The organism is Variovorax sp. 679 (assembly GCF_003952185.1).
GTDB lineage: Bacteria > Pseudomonadota > Gammaproteobacteria > Burkholderiales > Burkholderiaceae_C > Variovorax.
Map to the genome: position 1 here is coordinate 103457 of NZ_RXFS01000015.1, position 16955 is coordinate 120411.

The 16955-nt window shown below is 68.6% G+C and carries 13 protein-coding genes and 1 pseudogene; 10 read left to right on the forward strand and 4 right to left on the reverse strand.

Annotated features, from left to right (window positions below):
• The first annotated feature begins 55 nt into the window (after positions 1-55).
• The 4 genes from EJO71_RS30495 to EJO71_RS30510 all read left to right on the forward strand — a co-directional run bounded on the left by EJO71_RS30495 (position 56) and on the right by EJO71_RS30510 (position 3494).
• A complete protein-coding gene (locus EJO71_RS30495) occupies positions 56-1210 on the forward strand; it encodes a glycosyltransferase (RefSeq protein ID WP_125952313.1) in 1155 nt (384 codons plus the stop codon).
• Entirely contained in the window at positions 1207-1704 is a 498-nt protein-coding gene (locus tag EJO71_RS30500) for a hypothetical protein (protein ID WP_125952312.1), read from the forward strand. Before EJO71_RS30495 ends, EJO71_RS30500 begins: the two co-directional genes overlap by 4 nt.
• Positions 1701-2276 (forward strand): dual specificity protein phosphatase family protein, encoded by a 576-nt coding sequence (locus tag EJO71_RS30505; RefSeq protein ID WP_125952311.1) that lies wholly within the window; start codon positions 1701-1703, stop codon positions 2274-2276. Before EJO71_RS30500 ends, EJO71_RS30505 begins: the two co-directional genes overlap by 4 nt.
• 87 nt (positions 2277-2363) lie before the next feature.
• A complete protein-coding gene (locus tag EJO71_RS30510; protein ID WP_125952310.1) occupies positions 2364-3494 on the forward strand; it encodes a zinc-binding dehydrogenase in 1131 nt (376 codons plus the stop codon).
• A 39-nt stretch (positions 3495-3533) separates the two neighbouring features.
• Here the strand turns inward: EJO71_RS30510 and fusA are convergent, their stop codons facing one another.
• Positions 3534-5552, reverse strand: coding sequence for an elongation factor G (gene fusA / locus EJO71_RS30515; protein WP_125952309.1), 2019 nt, complete (start codon positions 5550-5552; stop codon positions 3534-3536).
• A 336-nt stretch (positions 5553-5888) separates the two neighbouring features.
• Here fusA and EJO71_RS34495 point away from each other — a divergent pair, with 336 nt between their 5' ends.
• The gene (locus EJO71_RS34495; protein WP_164546935.1) at positions 5889-6029 is read left to right on the forward strand and encodes a hypothetical protein; all 141 of its coding nucleotides are present in this window, start codon (positions 5889-5891) and stop codon (positions 6027-6029) included.
• On the opposite strand, the gene kdpE is transcribed toward EJO71_RS34495, so the two are convergent.
• The 3 genes from kdpE to EJO71_RS30530 all read right to left on the reverse strand — a co-directional run bounded on the left by kdpE (position 6026) and on the right by EJO71_RS30530 (position 10003).
• Positions 6026-6724: a two-component system response regulator KdpE gene (gene kdpE, locus EJO71_RS30520; RefSeq protein WP_125952308.1), complete on the reverse strand. Its 699-nt coding sequence runs from the start codon at positions 6722-6724 to the stop codon at positions 6026-6028. The two genes, EJO71_RS34495 and kdpE, sit on opposite strands and share 4 nt — an antisense overlap.
• A 4-nt stretch (positions 6725-6728) precedes the next feature.
• Complete coding sequence (locus tag EJO71_RS30525) at positions 6729-9470, reverse strand: DUF4118 domain-containing protein (protein WP_125952307.1); 2742 nt, start codon at positions 9468-9470, stop codon at positions 6729-6731.
• Between the two features lie 176 nt (positions 9471-9646).
• A complete protein-coding gene (locus EJO71_RS30530) occupies positions 9647-10003 on the reverse strand; it encodes a hypothetical protein (protein ID WP_125952306.1) in 357 nt (118 codons plus the stop codon).
• 447 nt (positions 10004-10450) lie between these two features.
• Here EJO71_RS30530 and EJO71_RS30535 point away from each other — a divergent pair, with 447 nt between their 5' ends.
• The 5 genes and pseudogenes from EJO71_RS30535 to EJO71_RS30555 all read left to right on the forward strand — a co-directional run.
• Complete coding sequence (locus EJO71_RS30535; RefSeq protein ID WP_125952305.1) at positions 10451-11563, forward strand: efflux RND transporter periplasmic adaptor subunit; 1113 nt, start codon at positions 10451-10453, stop codon at positions 11561-11563.
• Entirely contained in the window at positions 11560-14640 is a 3081-nt protein-coding gene (locus EJO71_RS30540) for a MexW/MexI family multidrug efflux RND transporter permease subunit (RefSeq protein ID WP_125952304.1), read from the forward strand. The genes EJO71_RS30535 and EJO71_RS30540 overlap by 4 nt, the downstream gene beginning before the upstream one ends.
• Complete coding sequence (locus EJO71_RS30545; RefSeq protein ID WP_125952303.1) at positions 14637-16073, forward strand: efflux transporter outer membrane subunit; 1437 nt, start codon at positions 14637-14639, stop codon at positions 16071-16073. Before EJO71_RS30540 ends, EJO71_RS30545 begins: the two co-directional genes overlap by 4 nt.
• Before the next feature lie 35 nt (positions 16074-16108).
• A complete protein-coding gene (locus EJO71_RS30550) occupies positions 16109-16783 on the forward strand; it encodes a metalloregulator ArsR/SmtB family transcription factor (protein WP_125952302.1) in 675 nt (224 codons plus the stop codon).
• 40 nt (positions 16784-16823) lie between these two features.
• Positions 16824-16955: pseudogene (locus EJO71_RS30555) on the forward strand (superoxide dismutase [Fe]); the annotation flags it as partial.

Consider the following 16955-nt stretch of genomic DNA (forward strand, 5'->3'; position numbering starts at 1 on the left):
CTCGGGGCGGGAGTGCCACATGGCATGGCCATAATCCGCCCAGACCGCCGAATCCATGACCAAACTCCTGATCCTCAGCGTGAGCGCCGGCAACGGCCACGTGCGTGCAGCACAGGCGCTTGCCGCCACCGCCCAGTCCCTCGCCCCGCCCTGCACGGCGGTCCACATCGACGCGATGGCCCACGTGGCCGCCGGCTTCCGCAAGGTCTACACCGACTGGTACATCCAGCTCGTCAACCGCGCACCTGAGCTGTGGTCGTACCTGCACCAGCGCACCGACATCACGCCGCACCATGCACCCTCGCAGCGCCTGCGCCGCGGCATCGAGCGGCTGAGCACCGGCGCGCTGGTGCGCGAGATCCGCCGCGAGAAGCCCGACGCCGTGATCTGCACCCATTTCCTGCCGGCCGAGCTTCTGATGCGCGAGCGCAACCGGGGCCGCATCGACTACCCCGTGTGGCTGCAGATCACCGACTACGACCTGCACAACATGTGGCTGGTGCCGGGCATGGCGGGCTACCTTGCGGCAACGGAGGAAGTCGCTTTCCGCCTGCGGGCGCGCGGCATTCCGGCCGATCGCATCCACGTCACCGGCATTCCGGTGATGCCCTCGTTCTCCGAGCCTACCGCCCCTGAGCTCGCGCGCGATGCCTGCGCAGCCGGGCTCGGCCTCGATCCCTCGCGCCCGGTGCTGCTCATGGTGTCGGGCGGCGCCGGCGTCGGGGACCTGCCGAGCATGGTCGAGCGCGTGCTGGGTCTCGGTGGTCCTGACGGCAGGCCGAACGACTTCCAGGTGATCGCCGTGGCGGGCCGCAACGCGGAAGCGCACGGCAAGCTGGAAGCGCTGGCAAGGCGCCACCCGGGCCGCGTGGCGGCCATCGGCTTCACCAACGAGATGCACAGGATGATGGCCGCGTCCGACCTGGTCGTGACCAAGCCCGGCGGCCTCACGGTGTCGGAATGCCTCGCGCTGGGCAAGCCGATGCTGCTGATCTCGCCCATTCCCGGGCAGGAAGAGCACAACGCCGGCTTCCTGATGGAAGAGGGCGCGGCCTGGCTCGCCTATGACGCCATCGGCCTCGACTACAAGGTGGCGCGCCTGATGGCCGACCCCGCCAAGCTCTCGAACATGGCCGCGCGCAGCCGGGCGCTGGGCAAGCCGAAGGCCGCGCGCTCCGTGCTTCAACACGTACTGGGTACTGCGGCATGAGCGGCGCGATCGAAAAGACGAGCGTGGCCCGCACGCTCGGGTACCTCGCCTGGGTCATCGTCATGGCCTTCTTCTTCGCCAACGCCGAGATCCAGATCGAAGGCGGCGCCGGCTGGGCCACGTCGCTGCCGACATGGCGCATCGAGAACAGCATCTGGCTCGACATCTTCTGGGGCGGCCGCGCGATGACAGGCTACCACGCATGGGTGTTCACCTTCATGGCGCTGGTGTTCTTCTCGCCGCTGGCCTTCAACGGGCGCTGGACGTGGCGCGACGTGGGGCTGGCGGTGGCGGGGCTCATCGTGTTCTGGGTCTGCGAGGACTTCAGCTGGTTCCTCGTCAATCCGGCCTTCGGCTGGGAGCGCTTCAACCCGGTGGATGCGTTCTGGCACAAGCACTGGATGTGGGGCGCGCCGGTCGATTACTGGGGCGGGCTCGCGGTGGCCGCGCTGATCCTCGGCACGCGGCACTGGCCGCGCAAGAAAACGCAATGACCCGGCAGAAGAAGCACGACAGGGCAGCCGAGGAAGACGCGGCCGGCCCGCGCCCCGGCCACTGGGCCGATCCACTGGATGCGCTAGGGGTCGAGAACCTGCACCGCATCACGCCCACGCTGTACCGCAGCGCACAGCCCCGGCGCGCCAACCTCGCCGCGCTGCAGTCGCTGGGCATCCGCACGGTGGTGAGCCTGCGTTCGTTCAATGACGACAGGAAGGTCTTCGCCGAAAGCGGCATCAGGCTGGTGCGGGTGCCGATCAACACATGGTCCATCGACGACGCCAAGGTGCTGCGCGCGCTGCTCGCCATCCGCGCGGCCGAGAAGCTGGGGCCGGTGCTCATCCACTGCATGCACGGCGCCGACCGCACCGGCGTGGTCGCGGCGGTGTACCGCATGGCGATGCAGGAGTGGGACAAGGACAGTGCCCGCCACGAAATGCTGCGCGGCGGCTACGGCTATCACACGCTGTGGCGCAACATCCCGCGCTACATCGAAAAGCTCGATCCGGCGAAGATGCGCCACGCGCTGGCGGCGGCGCATTCCCCGGTGGCGCCCGTGGTGTCCTGAAGGCGCCAGCAGCTTCCGGACCCCGCTCCTATACTGGCCGCCCCGTGGCCACAGGCCATCCGCGAACCTGACCAGAAGGGCTCTTCCATGGCACTGCAAATCCGCTCCCTCATTCGCGCAAACGGCGAACTCGAACTCTCGCTGCATGACGACCCCATTCCCGAACCGCAGGCCCACGAAGTGGTGATCCGCGTCGAGGCGTCGCCCCTCAATCCGTCGGACCTGGGCCTGCTGTTCGGCGCGGCCGACATGAGCACCGCCAAGGCTTCGGGCACGCCCGATCGCCCCGTCGTCACCGCCACCGTGCCCGAGCGCGTGCTTCCTGCGATGAAGGCGCGGCTCGACGAATCGATGCCCGTCGGCAACGAAGGCGCGGGCGTGGTGGTCAAGGCCGGTTCGTCGCCGGCTGCGCAGGCGCTGCTCGGCAAGACCGTGGCGGCCATCGGCGGCGCGATGTACTCGCAGTACCGCTGCCTCGCCGCAGCCCAGTGCCTGGAACTGCCGGCGGGCACCACGGCGGCCGAGGGCGCATCGTGCTTCGTCAACCCGCTCACTTCGCTCAGCATGGTCGAGACCATGCGCATGGAAGGCCACAAGGCGCTGGTGCACACGGCCGCTGCATCCAACCTCGGCCAGATGCTCAACAAGATCTGCCAGAAGGACGGCATCGCCCTCGTCAACATCGTGCGCAAGCAGGAGCAGGAAGACCTGCTGCGCGGCCTCGGCGCGAAGTACGTGTGCAACGCGACCTCGCCCACCTTCATCGAAGACCTCACGCAGGCCCTGGTCGAGACCGGCGCCACGCTGGCCTTCGATGCCACCGGCGGCGGCAAGCTCGCAGGGCAGATCCTCGGCTGCATGGAAGCCGCCATCAACCGCACCGCCAAGGAATACAGCCGCTACGGCTCGACCACGCACAAGCAGGTCTACATCTATGGCGGCCTCGACCGCGCTCCCACCGAGTTCGTGCGCAACTTCGGCATGGCGTGGGGCATGGGCGGATGGCTGCTGTTCCCGTTCCTGCAGAAGCTGGGCGACGCGGGCACGCAGCGCCTGAAGGCGCGCGTCGTCGCAGAACTGAAGACGACCTTCGCGAGCCACTACACGCGCAAGGTGTCGCTGGTGGAGATGCTGGGGCTCGATGCGATCGGGGTGTATGGCAAGCAGGCTACGGGCGAGAAGTTCTTGCTGAATCCGAACAAGGGCGTCGCGGGCTGAAAAAAAGGGCGGCCCTTGCGGACCGCCCTTCCAAGGCCATCAGCTCTTCACGAGCGTGGCCATTTCACTCGCAGGTGCCACTGCGTAGTGGTCGAACTGCATCGTGTACTGCGCGCGGCCCGAGGACAGGGCGCGCAGGTTGCCGATGTAGCCGAACATTTCCTTCAGCGGCACATGCGCCTCGATGACGGCGGCGTTGCCCCTCACCGTCTGGCCGCGAACCATGCCGCGCCGCCGGTTCAGGTCACCGATGCAATCGCCGAGGTAGTCGGCCGGCGTGATGACTTCCACCGCCATCACCGGCTCCAGCACCTGCGGCCCGGCTTTCGCCGCCGCCTCACGGAAGGCCGCAGCGGCTGCCAGTTCGAAAGCCATTGCCGACGAATCGCGTTCGTGATGACTGCCGTCCACGAGCGTGGCCACGAAGTCCACGCACGGGAAACCGGCGATCACGCCCGATTGCGCCGCCCGGCGGATGCCGGCCTCGACCGCGGGAATGAATTCGCGCGGAATGACGCCGCCCACCACCTGGCTCTCGAAGGCAATACCCTCGCCGCGCGCACGGGGCGCGAGGCGCAGCTTCAGCTCCGCGAACTGACCGGGGCCACCTGTCTGTTTCCTGTGCACATGGTGCACCTCCGCTTCTCTTGAAATCGTTTCACGGCAGGCGACCTGGGGCCGCCCCACCGACACTTCGACGCCGTACTTCGCGCGCAGCTTCTCGATGGATACATCGAGCTGCAGTTCGCCCATGCCCGACAGGATCGTCTGGCCCGATTCGGCGTCCTGCCGCAACTGCAGGCTCGGGTCTTCCCGAAGCATGGCCTGCAATGCCTTCGACAACGCCTGCTGGTCGGCCTGCGCCTTCGGCTCGATCGCGACGTGGATCACCGGCTCGGGCACGCTGATCGTCTCCAGATGCACCGGATGATTCCGGTCGCACAGCGTGTGACCGGTCAGCGTGTCCTTCAACCCGACGATGGCCGCGATGTCGCCAGCCACGAGTTCGTCGCGCTCGATGCGGTCGTCCGCATGCACTTCGTACAGCCGCGCCGCTCGCTCGATGCGCCCCGTCGCGGCATTCAGCATCGTGTCGCCACGCTTGAGCCTGCCACTGTAGACGCGCACGAACACCATCGCGCCGTGGTCATCACTGGAGACCTTGAACGCGAGCGCCGCGAACGAGGCCCGCGGATCGCTGGCCATCGCCACTTCGCCCGGCCTGGGCAGCCAGTCGACGATCGCGTCGAGCAGCGGCTCCACATCACGGTTGCGGTACGCAGAGCCGGCCAGCACGGGCACGAAGGCACCGGCCAGCACGCCCTTGCGCAGGCAATCGCGCAGCACGTCGGCCGAAGGCTCCTCGCCGTACAGGTAGGCGACCATCGCCGCTTCATCCTGTTCGACAACAAGCTCCACGAGCCGCGCACGGTGGCTCTGCGCCGAAGCCAGCATCCCGGCCGGCACGTCGGCCACGCGATACGGCTGGCTCGCATCGTCCTTGTCCCAGACAAGCGCACGCATGCCGATCAGGTCGATCACGCCACGGAAGTCACCTTCCGCGCCGATGGGCAACTGCACGGGTACAGCCCTCACGCCAAGGCGTTCTTCCATCATCGCGACAACGCGCAGGAAGTCCGCGCCGAGGCGGTCGAGCTTGTTGACGAAGGCGATGCGCGGCACGCGATACCTGTCCGCGAGGCGCCAGTTCGTCTCGGTCTGCGGCTCCACGCCGGCCACGCCGTCGAACACCACGACGGCACCGTCGAGCACGCGCAGAGAGCGGTTCACTTCGATGTTGAAGTCGATGTGGCCGGGCGTGTCGATGAGGTTGATCTGCGCCGCGTTCCAGTGAACCGTGATGGCCGCGCTGCTGATGGTGATGCCGCGCTTCTGCTCCTGCGGCTCGAAGTCCATGCGGGCGGTGCCCTGGCTGACGTCGCCGATGCGATGGCTCTCGCCGGCATAGAACAGGATGCGTTCGGTGGTCGTGGTCTTGCCCGCGTCGACGTGGGCAATGATGCCGATGTTGCGGAGGTTTCTGGATTTCGGGTTCATGACGAATCTTTCTTGTCTTCTTGTCGAAGCACGCATTGCGACGCTGTGCTTCGAAGGCCTGGTTGGCATGCGCCAGCCCCAGGCAGGAAAAATTCGCCTGAAGGGGCTAGCGACGAACGGTGTCGTGCTGGGTAGCGATACGGCGGCCGGAGCCCGGGCGCACGGTGTCCACGCTCCGGCGGAGGCGAATCGTGGCGATCAGCTTGTCGTAGGTACGCATGACGTTGTGAGGATGAAGGTGCGGAAAAAACAAAACCCCGGAGGGACGAGCCTGCCGGGGTTTTCTTCAATCCGGAAGGCGCAACGCCTTCCGAACGCTATCGAGGGCGATGTCAGGTGGCGATGCTCGCCTCGATGGCTTGGATGAATTTCATGGTGGGCGGGATTGTGAAGATGCCTGCAGGCAAAGGCAAGCACAGCGATGCGCTGTGTTGGCCGGACGACACGGTGCCGCGCATGCAGCCCATCGTCAACTAGACCACCAGCCGATACCCCACGGCCGTCTCCGTGAGCAGATGCCTCGGCTGCGCCGGGTCGTCCTCCAGCTTCTGCCGCAGATGCCCCATGTAGATCCGCAGGTAGTGACTGTGTTCGCTGTACGACGGCCCCCACACCTCGCGCAGCAGCTGGCGCTGCGTCAGCACGCGGCCCGCGTTGGCGACCAGCACCGACAGCAGGCGGTATTCGGTGGGCGTCAGGTGCACCTCGACGCCCGCGCGGTGCACGAGGCGCGCGGTGCGGTCGAGTTCGATCTCGCCGAAGCGGAACAGCGCTTCGGGCGCCTCGTCGACGGTGCCGCCCGTGGCGCGCGGGCGCCGCAGGTTGGCGCGCACGCGCGCCAGCAGCTCGCCGGTGCCGAAGGGCTTGGTCAGGTAGTCGTCGGCTCCCGCATCGAGCGCGGCGATCTTGTCGGCCTCATCCGTACGCGCCGAGAGCACGATGATCGGCACGGCCGACCAGCCGCGCACGTCGCGGATCAGCGAGACGCCATCACCGTCGGGCAGCCCGAGGTCGAGCACGAGCAGGTCGGGTTGCCGCGTGCCGGCGGCCGTCAGGCCCTCGCGCAAGGTGCCGGCCTCGTGCACCGCCCAGCCTTCGGCCTCGAGCGCGCCGCGCACGAACCGGCGGATCTGCGGCTCGTCTTCGATCACGATGGCGGTGGGGGATGGCATGGGTTCAGAGTTGTGCTTCGGCGGGTTCCGGCGGCTCGCGGCGCGGCAAGGTGACGGTGAATTCTGCACCGCCGTCGCGCGCATTCTCCGCACTGATCTCGCCACCGTGCGCGCCCACCACCGCCTTGCAGATCGCCAGGCCCAGGCCCACGCCCGGTGTGGCGGACTCGACTTCGCCGCGCGTGAACTTGTCGAACAGCTTCTGCTCGTGCCCGAGCAGCGCAGCCGGCAGGCCGGGGCCATGGTCGCGCACGGTCAACACCAGCGCACCGGGCTCGGCCCGCGCGCCGACCACGATGGGCGGCGCACCATACTTGGTGGCGTTTTCCAGAAGGTTGACGAGCACGCGCTCGATCAGCACCGCATCGAACTCGACCAGCGGCAGGTCTGGGTCGAGCGCGGTCTGCACGACGGTGTTGCCCAGCGCCGTGCGCGCAGCGCGAATGGCCGATCCCACCACCTCCTCCACCGACTGCCAGTCGCGCCGCAGGTTCACGGCGCCGCCGGCGATGCCGCTTTCGAGCCGCGCCATGTCGAGCAGGTTGCTGACCAGCGCATGCAGCTCGTGCGCCTGCGCGACGATGGCGCGCGCGGCGTTGCCGTGCTCCTCGGGCGGCAGGGTCTGCAGCGATTCGGCCAGCGCGATCAGCGCGGTGAGCGGCGTGCGCACGTCGTGCGAGATGGCACCGAGCAGCGCGTTGCGCAGCCGCTCCGATTCCATTTCGACCACGGCCTGCTGCGCCACTTCGACGTAGTGCACGCGCTCCAGCGCGATGGCGATCTGCCGCGCCAGCGTGTCGAGCTGCTGCGCCTGTTCGGGAATGAGCAACCAGCGCGGCTGCGCGGGCGACAGCGCGAGCACGCCGCGCACGCGCATCGGGGCCTGCAACGGCACGTAGTGCCAGGGCTGCGCGGCCAGCGTGGCGGTCGCGAGACCGGCGCTCTGGCCGTGGCGGAAGGCCCAGTCGGCCACCTGCGGATCGAAGCCTTCGGGCGCGTCGGCGGGCATCACCAGCTGGTCGGCCGCGTCGGTCACCAGCACCAGCGCGTCGCCGCCGAAGTGGCCCCGCACGGCGGCGGTGCCGAGCGTGACCACCTGCGAGCTTTCCAGCGCGGCAGACAGCTCGCGCGTGAGCTCGAACAGCGAGCGAGCGCGCCGCTCGCGGCTGGTCGACACGCCCGCCGCGAAGCGCAGGCCGGCCGTGAGCTGCCCCACCAGCAGGCCGACGCCGAGCATGACCGCGAAGGTCAGCAGGTACTGCACGTCGCTCACCGCGAAAGACAGGCGCGGGGGCACGAAGAAATAGTCGAAGGCGGCGACGTTGAGCAAGGCCGCCAGCGCCGAGGGTCCGCGCCCGAAGCGCATCGCCACGCCGACCACGCCGAGCAGGAACAGCATGACGATGTTCGACAGCTCCAGCACGCTGGCCAGCGGCGTGCAGACCAGCGTGAGCGCGACGCTGGTGGCCGCGGCCCATGCATAGGCAGGCCAGTGGACGGGCGCCTTCTCGTGGTCGCCGCTGTCGATGCGCCCGCCCTGCAGCGACGCGCGCGACAGGCGGCGCGAGCTGTCGGCTGGAGCGACCTCCATGATGTCGAGTGCCGGCGCGCGTTGTGCCAGCGCGTGCGACAGCGGCATCGGCCTTGCAGGCCACCAGCGCCGCCAGCCGGTCTCGGGCTGCGAGCGCCCCAGCACGAGCGTTGCGCAATTGAGCCGCCTTGCCTGCTCGGCGAGTTGCTCGGCCACGTCGGAGCCGGTGAGCACGGCCGTGTCCGCGCCCAGTTCTTCCGCGAGCTTGAGCACGGCGAGGATGCGATCGCGCTCCGCGGCGCCCAGCCGCTGCAGCCGCGGCGTCTCGACATACGCCGCATGCCAGCGCACGTTGAGCTGGCCCGCAAGCCGCGCAGCCGTGCGCACCGTCTGCGCCGCACCTTCATGCGGGCCGACGCACGCGAGAATCGCACCCGAGGTGTTCCAGGCCTGCAGGTCCCGGCCATGCCCGCCGGCGCCCGACTGTTCCACGCGCCAGCCGCGCACGTCGTCTTCCACGTGCTCGGCGGTGCGCCGCAGCGCGATCTCGCGCAACGCGATCAGGTTGCCCTTGCGGAAGAAGTTCTGCGCCGCGCGCTCCGCCTGCTGCGGCATGTAGACCTTGCCGGCCGCGAGCCGGGCCGTCAGCTCGTCGGGCGTGACGTCGACCAGCACCACCTCGTCGGCCTCGTCGAGCACGGTGTCGGGCACGGTCTCGTGCACGCGCACGCCGGTGATGGCGCCGACCGTGCCGTTGAGGCTTTCCAGATGCTGCACGTTGAGCGCCGACCACACCTCGATGCCCGCGGCCAGCAGCTCCTGCACGTCCTGCCAGCGCTTGGCGTGGCGCGAGCCGGGGGCGTTGGTGTGGGCGAGTTCGTCGACCAGCAGCACGGCGGGCTTGCGGGCCAGCGCGGCGTCGAGGTCGAACTCGGCGAGGGTGCGGCCGCGGTAGTCCAGCTCGCGCAGCGGCAGTGCCTCCAGCCCCGCGAGCAGCGCAGCGGTTTCGCTGCGGCCGTGGGTCTCGACCACGCCGATCAGCACGTCGCGCCCTGCCGCGCGTTCGCGCTGCGCGGCGCTGAGCATCGCCCAGGTCTTGCCGACGCCCGCACTGGCGCCGAAGTAGATGCGCAGCTTGCCGCGCTGGGCGCGCGCCTCGTCGCTGCGCAGTTGCGCAAGCAGGGCATCGGGGTCGGGGCGCGATACTTCGTTCATCGGCAGGACAGGTTAGCGCATTGGCTGGGTGCGCGGGCGTGCGCGTGCAAGCCGCTCTTCGACGTCTGGCGGCCAAATACATCGGCCCTCAATACTTGAAACCGGGAATCGGAACCGGGTTGCAGTCGGGTGTGTCCTTCATCGGCGGCACTGCCTGTACCGCTGCGTAGTTGCCTTCATGCGATGACCACTGGTGGTGGATAGACATTCGACGAGATGTGCAGCTCCACTCCGTCGAAAAGAGTTCGCACCGCACGCGCCGCCTCGATTGCGCGGCGTTGCGCCAACCGCTTCGCGTCGGGTGCCGTCTGGCGTGCGACCCCCTCGATGGCGAACGCGTTCAGGTTCGGATACAGGCGACGGAAATGATCCAACCGGTTGACCAGCAGCACGACCTGATCGCGCCCCAGGGTCGCGGAGCCTTCTTCAAAGACCAGGACGACGGTGGACACCGGCTTGCACGCTTGCGCGACGGTGCAGGAGCCCAGGCCGATCAGGAAAGCGAGGGCGAGGGGGATGCGCATGGTTGCCATGGGGCGCCCATCCTCATGCTGCTTTCCACATCTTCCTGAGCCAGGCGAGCAGATCATCCGTCGCTCGCCAAGGCTCCGCTTCATCGTCGCGGCGAGGATTTGAAGAGAGCCACCCGCCACGATTGCCGTTCGCTTCATTCCGAGAATCTCCAGATCGAGGATGGCAACTTGTACGTGGCGCAAGTCATGCAGATACCAATCCGCGCGAACAGCCGCCCATGAAGCGACTTATGTCACGCGATGCCGGCGCTCCACGCTGTCACAACCCGGCTGCCTCGCACGTCTTCAGGTCTGCGGGATTTCCCCGCTCAACTCCTGGAGAACTCGACATGCACAGCCTTGCGCAAATAGCCCCGGCCTATGACGGCCATTGCCACGCCTTCATCGACAGGCAATCCACATCAACAAATAATCAAAGCACTTTCTTTGATTAATAATGGACGTCGTATGAACAAGCAATCAAGGGCCTGGCTGGGTGCCGGCCTCGCGACATTGGTATTGGGAGGCGCCGGCTTCGGGCTCGCAACGAAGCTCAGGCCGGCGCATGCGGAGGGCGGGGGCGGCATGCCGCCCGCCAAGGTGGCGGTGGCCGCCGCGCAGAAGACGGAGGTGGCGCGCTTCCTCAGCGGCATCGGCACGCTGGAGGCCAACCGGCAGGTGGAGGTGCCGGCCGAGGTGGAAGGCCGCATCGCGAAGATTCTCTTCACGCCAGGCACCGAAGTGCGCGCGGGCCAGCCGCTGGTGCAGCTCAACGACGCGCCCGAGCAGGGCGACCTCGAGCGGCTGACGGCACAGCGCGCCAACGCCAAGGCACTGCTCGAGCGCACGCGCCGGCTGGTGCCTCAGCAGGCCGCAACGCAGGAGCAGCTCGAACAGGCGCAGGCCGCGTTCGACCAGGCCAGCGGCGACCTGCGGCGCGTGCAGGCTCTGCTCGACCAGAAGCGCATCAAGGCGCCGTTCGATGGCGTGCTGGGCATCCGCCGCGTCAACCTCGGGCAGTTCGTGCGGGCCGGCGATGCGCTGGTGTCGCTCACCGACAGCCGCACGCTGTTCGCCAACCTCACGCTGCCCGAAACCGCCCTGCCCGTGCTCAAGCGCAACCAGCAGGTGGCGCTCTCGGTCGACGCGTATCCGGGCCGCGTGTTCCAGGGCAGGCTGAGCACCATCGAACCACAGATCGGCAGCGACACGCGCACGGTGCGCCTGCAGGCCACCATCGACAACGCCGACGGCGCGCTCACTCCGGGCATGTTCGTCAACGGCAAGGTGGCGCTGCCCGCTCGCGCCGACGCCATCACCGTGCCCGAGACGGCCATCACCTACAGCACGCACGGCGACTCGGTCTTCGTGGTGCGTCCCGCCGAGAAGGGCGACGGCTTCACCGCGCAGCAGGTGTTCGTGAAGGCCGGCGAACGTCAGGACGGGCTGGTCGTGATCGAGAAGGGCCTCTCGCCCGGCGACAGGGTCGTCACCTCCGGCCAGCTTCGCCTCTACACCGGCGCCCCCGTGATGCCGACGGCGAAGGACACGCTGGCCCTCGCGCAGGAAGCCAGGTCATGAAGTTCACCGACCTCTTCGTGCGCCGGCCCGTGCTGGCGCTGGTGGTGAGCACGCTCATCCTGCTGCTCGGCGCACGCGCGCTGGGCGACCTGCCGGTGAGGCAGTACCCGCTGACCGAGAGCACCACGCTCACCATCACCACGCAGTACCCCGGCGCCTCGCCGGAGCTGATGCAGGGCTTCGTAACGCAGCCGATCGCGCAGGCGGTGGCGACCATCGAGAACGTCGACTACCTCTCGTCGTCGTCCACGCTGGGCCGCAGCGTGATCAGCGTGCGCATGAAGCTCAACGCCGATGCCAACCAGGCGCTCACGCAGGCGATGGCGCAGGTCAGCCAGGTGAAGTACCGGCTGCCGGCCGAGGCCTTCGACCCGGTGATCCTGAAGTCGTCGGGCGAGGCCACTGCCGTGGCCTACGTCGGCTTTTCCAGCAAGACGATGCCGATGCCGGCACTCACCGACTACCTCTCGCGCGTGGTGCAGCCGCAGTTCGCGTCGATCACCGGCGTGTCCGGCGTGGAAGTGTCGGGCGGGCAGACGCTGGCAATGCGCGTGTGGCTCGACCCGAACCGCATGGCCGCGCGCGGCATCTCGGCCGGCGAGCTGGCCGACGCGCTGCGCCAGAACAACGTGCAGGCCGCGCCCGGGCAGGTGAAGGGCCTGTACGTGGTGTCGAACATCCGCGTGAACACCGACCTGGTGAACGTGGCCGAGTTCCGCGACATGGTCGTCAAGCGCGAGGGCGACGCCATCGTGCGCCTCGGCGACGTGGCCACGGTCGAACTGGGCGCTGCAAGCGCCGACAGCAGCGCGACGATGGACGGCGTGCCCGCCATCTACCTCGGCCTGCAGGCCGCGCCCAACGGCAATCCGCTGGTGATCGTGAAGCGCATCCGCGAGCTGCTGCCCGGCATCAAGCAGAACCTGCCGCCGGGCGTCGAAGTGCAGTTGCCTTTCGAGCTCGCCCGCTTCATCGAGGCTTCCATCGACGAGGTGCGGCACACGCTGCTCGAAGCCATCGCCATCGTGGTGATCGTGATCTTCCTGTGCCTGGGCTCGGTGCGCGCGGTGCTGATTCCGGTGGTGACCATTCCGCTGTCGATGCTGGGCGCCGCCGCGCTGATGCTGCTGTTCGGCTTCAGCATCAACCTGCTGACCTTGCTGGCAATGGTGTTGGCCATCGGGCTGGTGGTGGACGACGCCATCGTGGTGGTCGAGAACGTGCACCGCCACATCGAGGAAGGCAAGTCGCGCGTGCGGGCCGCATTGATCGGCGCGCGCGAGGTGGCCGGCCCGGTGATCGCGATGACGCTCACGCTGGCCGCCGTGTACGCGCCCATCGGGCTCATGGGCGGGCTCACCGGTTCGCTCTTCAAGGAGTTCGCCTTCACGCTGGCGGGCGCGGTCGTGGTGTCGGGCGTGATCGCGCTGACGTTGTCGCCGGTGATGAGCTCGTTCCTGTTGCCGCAGGACACCACGGGCAGCCGCATGGCGCGTGCCGCGGAGTCGTTCTTCCACGGACTCTCCACGCGCTACGGTCGGCTGCTCGACGTGTCGCTGCATCACCGCTGGGTGACGGGTGTGTTCGCGCTGGTGGTGCTGGCGAGCCTGCCCTTCCTCTACAACGCGGCACAGCGCGAGCTGGCCCCGGGTGAAGACCAGGCCATGGTGCTGACCGCCATCAAGTCGCCGCAGCACGCCAACATCGACTACGTCGAGAAGTTCGGCAAGAAGTGGGACGACGTGTTCGCCGCGCTGCCCGAGAACACCGGGCGCTGGCTCATCAACGGCTCGGATGGCGTGTCGAACAGCATCGGCGGCGTGCAGCTGTCGGACTGGAAGGACCGCAAGCGCAACGCCGACCAGATCCAGGGCGACACGCAGGGCCGCATGAACGAGGTGGAAGGCAGCAGCGTCTTCGCGTTCCAGCTGCCCTCGCTGCCGGGCTCGACCGGCGGGCTGCCGGTGCAGATGGTGATCCGCAGCGCGAGCGACCACCGTACCGTGTTCGAGGCCATGGAGGCGCTGAAGAAGTCGGCGCGCGACAGCGGCAAGTTCATCGTGGTCGACAGCGACCTGGAGTTCAACAACCCCACGGTCGAGATCCGCGTGGACCGCGCCAAGGCCAACAGCCTGGGCGTGACGATGAAGTCCATCGGCGACACGCTGGCGGTGCTGGTGGGCGAGAACTACGTCAACCGCTTCGGCATGGACGGCCGCTCGTACGACGTGATCCCGCAGTCGCCGCGCGAGCAGCGGCTGACGGCCGAGGCGCTCTCGCGCTACTTCGTGAAGAGCGCGAGCGGCCAGCCCGTGCCGCTGGCCAACCTGGTGCAGCTGTCGACCAGCGTGGGGCCCAACAAGCTCACGCAGTTCAACCAGCTCAACGCGGCCACCTTCCAGGCCATTCCGGCACCTGGCGTGACCATGGGCGACGCGGTGGCCTTCCTGAGCGAGGAAGCGAAGAAGCTGCCCGCCGGCTTCAGCTTCGACTGGCAGTCGGACGCGCGGCAGTTCACGCAGGAAGGCTCGGCGCTGGTGATGGCCTTCGTGTTCGCCATCGTCGTCATCTACCTGGTGCTGGCGGCGCAGTACGAGAGCCTGCGCGACCCGCTGATCATCCTGATCAGCGTGCCGATGTCGATCTGCGGCGCGCTGGTGCCGCTGGCGCTGGGCTTCGGCACCATCAACATCTACACGCAGATCGGGCTGGTGACGCTGATCGGGCTGATCAGCAAGCACGGCATCCTGATGGTGGAGTTCGCCAACGAGATCCAGATGCACAAGGGCCTCGACCGGCGCGCATCGATCGAGGAGGCCGCGCGCATCCGGCTGCGCCCCATCCTGATGACGACGGCCGCGATGGTGGTGGGCCTGGTGCCGCTGCTGTTCGCGAGCGGGGCCGGCGCCAACAGCCGCTTCAGCATCGGCCTGGTGATCGTGGTCGGCATGCTGGTGGGCACGCTGTTCACCCTGTTCGTGCTGCCCACCATGTACACGCTGCTGGCGCGCGACCACCGCGCGGCTGGCCGCTCGCAGCGCGCGGCCGAACTCGAAGCGCTGTCTGAAGGAGCATGAACATGAACCGACTCTTTTCCTACGCTGCTCCCTTCGCATTGAGCGCGCTCGTGCTGGCCGGCTGCGCGGTCGGCCCGACCTACACGGCGCCTTCGGACGCACCCGTGGCCATCACCGCGCCGGAGCGCTCGCTGTTCGCCGGTGACGCGGTGCAGCGCGACTGGTGGCGCCAGCTCGACGATCCGCAGCTCGATGCGCTGGTCGACCGCGCGCTGGCCGGGAACCACGACATCCGCATCGCACAGGCCCGGCTGCTCGAGGCCCGCGCCACGCAGACCGAGGCGGAGCTCGACCGCCTGCCGGTCGTCACCGCGAGCGCGAGCAAGACGCGCAGCATCGCGCAGGGCAACGGCACGCCGGCCGACGCGCGCACGCTCTCGCAGAGCAGCCGCGCGGGCTTCGACGCCTCGTGGGAGATCGACCTGTTCGGTCGCCTCAGGCGGCTCGACGAGGCCGCGACCGCGCGCGCCGAGGCCAGCGCGGCCGACCTGGAGCAGGTGCGCATCGTCGCCGTGGCCGAGCTGGCGCGCAACTACTACGAGATGCGTGGCGCCGAGCAGCGCATTGCCGTGACGCGCCGCACGCTCGACAGCCTGCGCCAGAGCCTGCGCGTGACCGAGGCGCAGGTGCAGACCGGCCGCGGCCTCGAAGGCGACCTGGCGAGTGCGCAGGCCAACCTCGCGACCACCGAGAGCGAGCTGCCGGTGCTCGAAACCACGCGCCGGCAGGCGGCCTACCGCGTCGCGGTGCTGGCCGGCCTGCGCCCTGGCGAGCTGGAGCCCATGCTGCAGCCCCGCCAGCTGCGCGTGCTCGACAAGCGCCTGCCCATCGGCGACCTCACCGAGCTGCTGCGCCGCCGCCCCGACGTGCTGCGCGCAGAGCGCGGCCTCGCGGCCAGCACGGCGGACGTGGGCGCGGTCACGGCGGAGCTGTATCCGCGCTTCGACATCGGCGGCTTCCTGGGCTTTGTCGCGCTGCGGGGTTCCGACCTCGGCAGCTCGTCGAGCCGCGCCTTCAGCGTGACGCCGGGCGTGAGCTGGCCTGCCCTGCGGCTGGGTTCGGTGAAGGCCCGCGTGCGCGGCGCCGAAGCCCGTGCCCAGGGCGACCGCGCGCTCTACGAGCAGACCGTGCTGCGCGCCATCGAGGACGTGGAAGGCGCCCTCACCGGCTACGGCCAGAACCAGCTGCGCCTGCAGCGGCTGGTGGAGGCCTCGGCCCGAAGCAGCCGCGCCGCGGAGCTGGCCGAGGTGCGCTACCGCGAAGGCGCCGCGCCCTACCTGAGCGTGCTCGACGCGCAGCGCACCCTGCTGCGCGCACAGGACGCCGTGGCCGAGGCCGAAACCGCCTCGTACACCAGCCTCGTCGCGCTCTACAAGGCGCTGGGCGGGGGCTGGCAAGCACCCGCCGCGGCAGGGGGAGCGCCAACCACCTGACAATGTCGCTGTTTTCCCCCACGCCCGAATCCGCCATGTCCGCCCCCGATGCCAAGCCCACCTGGATGCCGCACCAGCCGGCAGACCGCATCCTCTCGACGCTCAAGACCCGCGGCGCGCTCGGCATTCCCGACATCGCCAAGGTGCTGAACGTCACGGTGGAGGCGGTGCGCCAGCAGATGGCCAAGCTGGAGGCCGAGGGGCTGGTCGACTCCGAGAGCCGCTCCAGCGGCCGCGGCCGGCCCACGCAGATCTGGCGGCTCACCGGGGAAGGTCACAAGCGCTTTCCCGATACGCATGCGGAAATGACGGTGCAGATGATCAGCGCCGTCATCAGCGTGTTCGGGCAGAAGGGCATGGACCAGCTCATCGGCGCGCGCGAAGCGACCATGCGCGCCAACTACACCGAGGCCATGCGCGGTGCGCGCAGCCTCAAGGCGCGGCTGGAGCGGCTCGCGGAGATCCGCAGCCGCGAGGGCTACATGGCCGAGTTCCGGCCCGACGAACAGGGCAGCGGCAACGGCTTTCTCTTCATCGAGAACCATTGCCCCATCTGCACCGCGGCGCAGGCCTGCACGGGCTTCTGCCGCAGCGAACTGCAGCTCTTCGACGAAGTGCTGGGGCCCGACGTGAGCGTGAGCCGCGTCGAGCATGTGCTGGCGGGCGCGCGACGCTGCGCCTACCGGATCGAACCCAAGGCGAACGCCTGAATCCTTTTTCTTTTTCAACAACCACCACGAGGAAATCACGATGGAACACAAGCTCCCACCCCTGCCCTATGCGCTCGACGCACTGGCACCCGAGTACTCGCAGGAAACCCTCGAGTACCACTACGGCAAGCACCACAACGCCTACGTGGTGAACCTCAACAACCTGCAGAAA

Bases quoted from the DNA above. Each gene is read 5' to 3' on its own strand.
- EJO71_RS30500 (WP_125952312.1), top strand. From the start codon at position 1,207: ATGAGCGGCGCGATCGAAAAGACGAGCGTGGCCCGCACGCTCGGGTAC.
- EJO71_RS30505 (WP_125952311.1), top strand. From the start codon at position 1,701: ATGACCCGGCAGAAGAAGCACGACAGGGCAGCCGAGGAAGACGCGGCC.
- EJO71_RS30530 (WP_125952306.1), bottom strand. From the start codon at position 10,003: ATGGCAACCATGCGCATCCCCCTCGCCCTCGCTTTCCTGATCGGCCTG.
- EJO71_RS30525 (WP_125952307.1), bottom strand. From the start codon at position 9,470: ATGAACGAAGTATCGCGCCCCGACCCCGATGCCCTGCTTGCGCAACTG.
- EJO71_RS30540 (WP_125952304.1), top strand. From the start codon at position 11,560: ATGAAGTTCACCGACCTCTTCGTGCGCCGGCCCGTGCTGGCGCTGGTG.
- EJO71_RS30535 (WP_125952305.1), top strand. From the start codon at position 10,451: ATGAACAAGCAATCAAGGGCCTGGCTGGGTGCCGGCCTCGCGACATTG.
- EJO71_RS30510 (WP_125952310.1), top strand. From the start codon at position 2,364: ATGGCACTGCAAATCCGCTCCCTCATTCGCGCAAACGGCGAACTCGAA.
- EJO71_RS30495 (WP_125952313.1), top strand. From the start codon at position 56: ATGACCAAACTCCTGATCCTCAGCGTGAGCGCCGGCAACGGCCACGTG.
- fusA (WP_125952309.1), bottom strand. From the start codon at position 5,552: ATGAACCCGAAATCCAGAAACCTCCGCAACATCGGCATCATTGCCCAC.
- EJO71_RS30550 (WP_125952302.1), top strand. From the start codon at position 16,109: ATGTCCGCCCCCGATGCCAAGCCCACCTGGATGCCGCACCAGCCGGCA.
- EJO71_RS30545 (WP_125952303.1), top strand. From the start codon at position 14,637: ATGAACATGAACCGACTCTTTTCCTACGCTGCTCCCTTCGCATTGAGC.
- kdpE (WP_125952308.1), bottom strand. From the start codon at position 6,724: ATGCCATCCCCCACCGCCATCGTGATCGAAGACGAGCCGCAGATCCGC.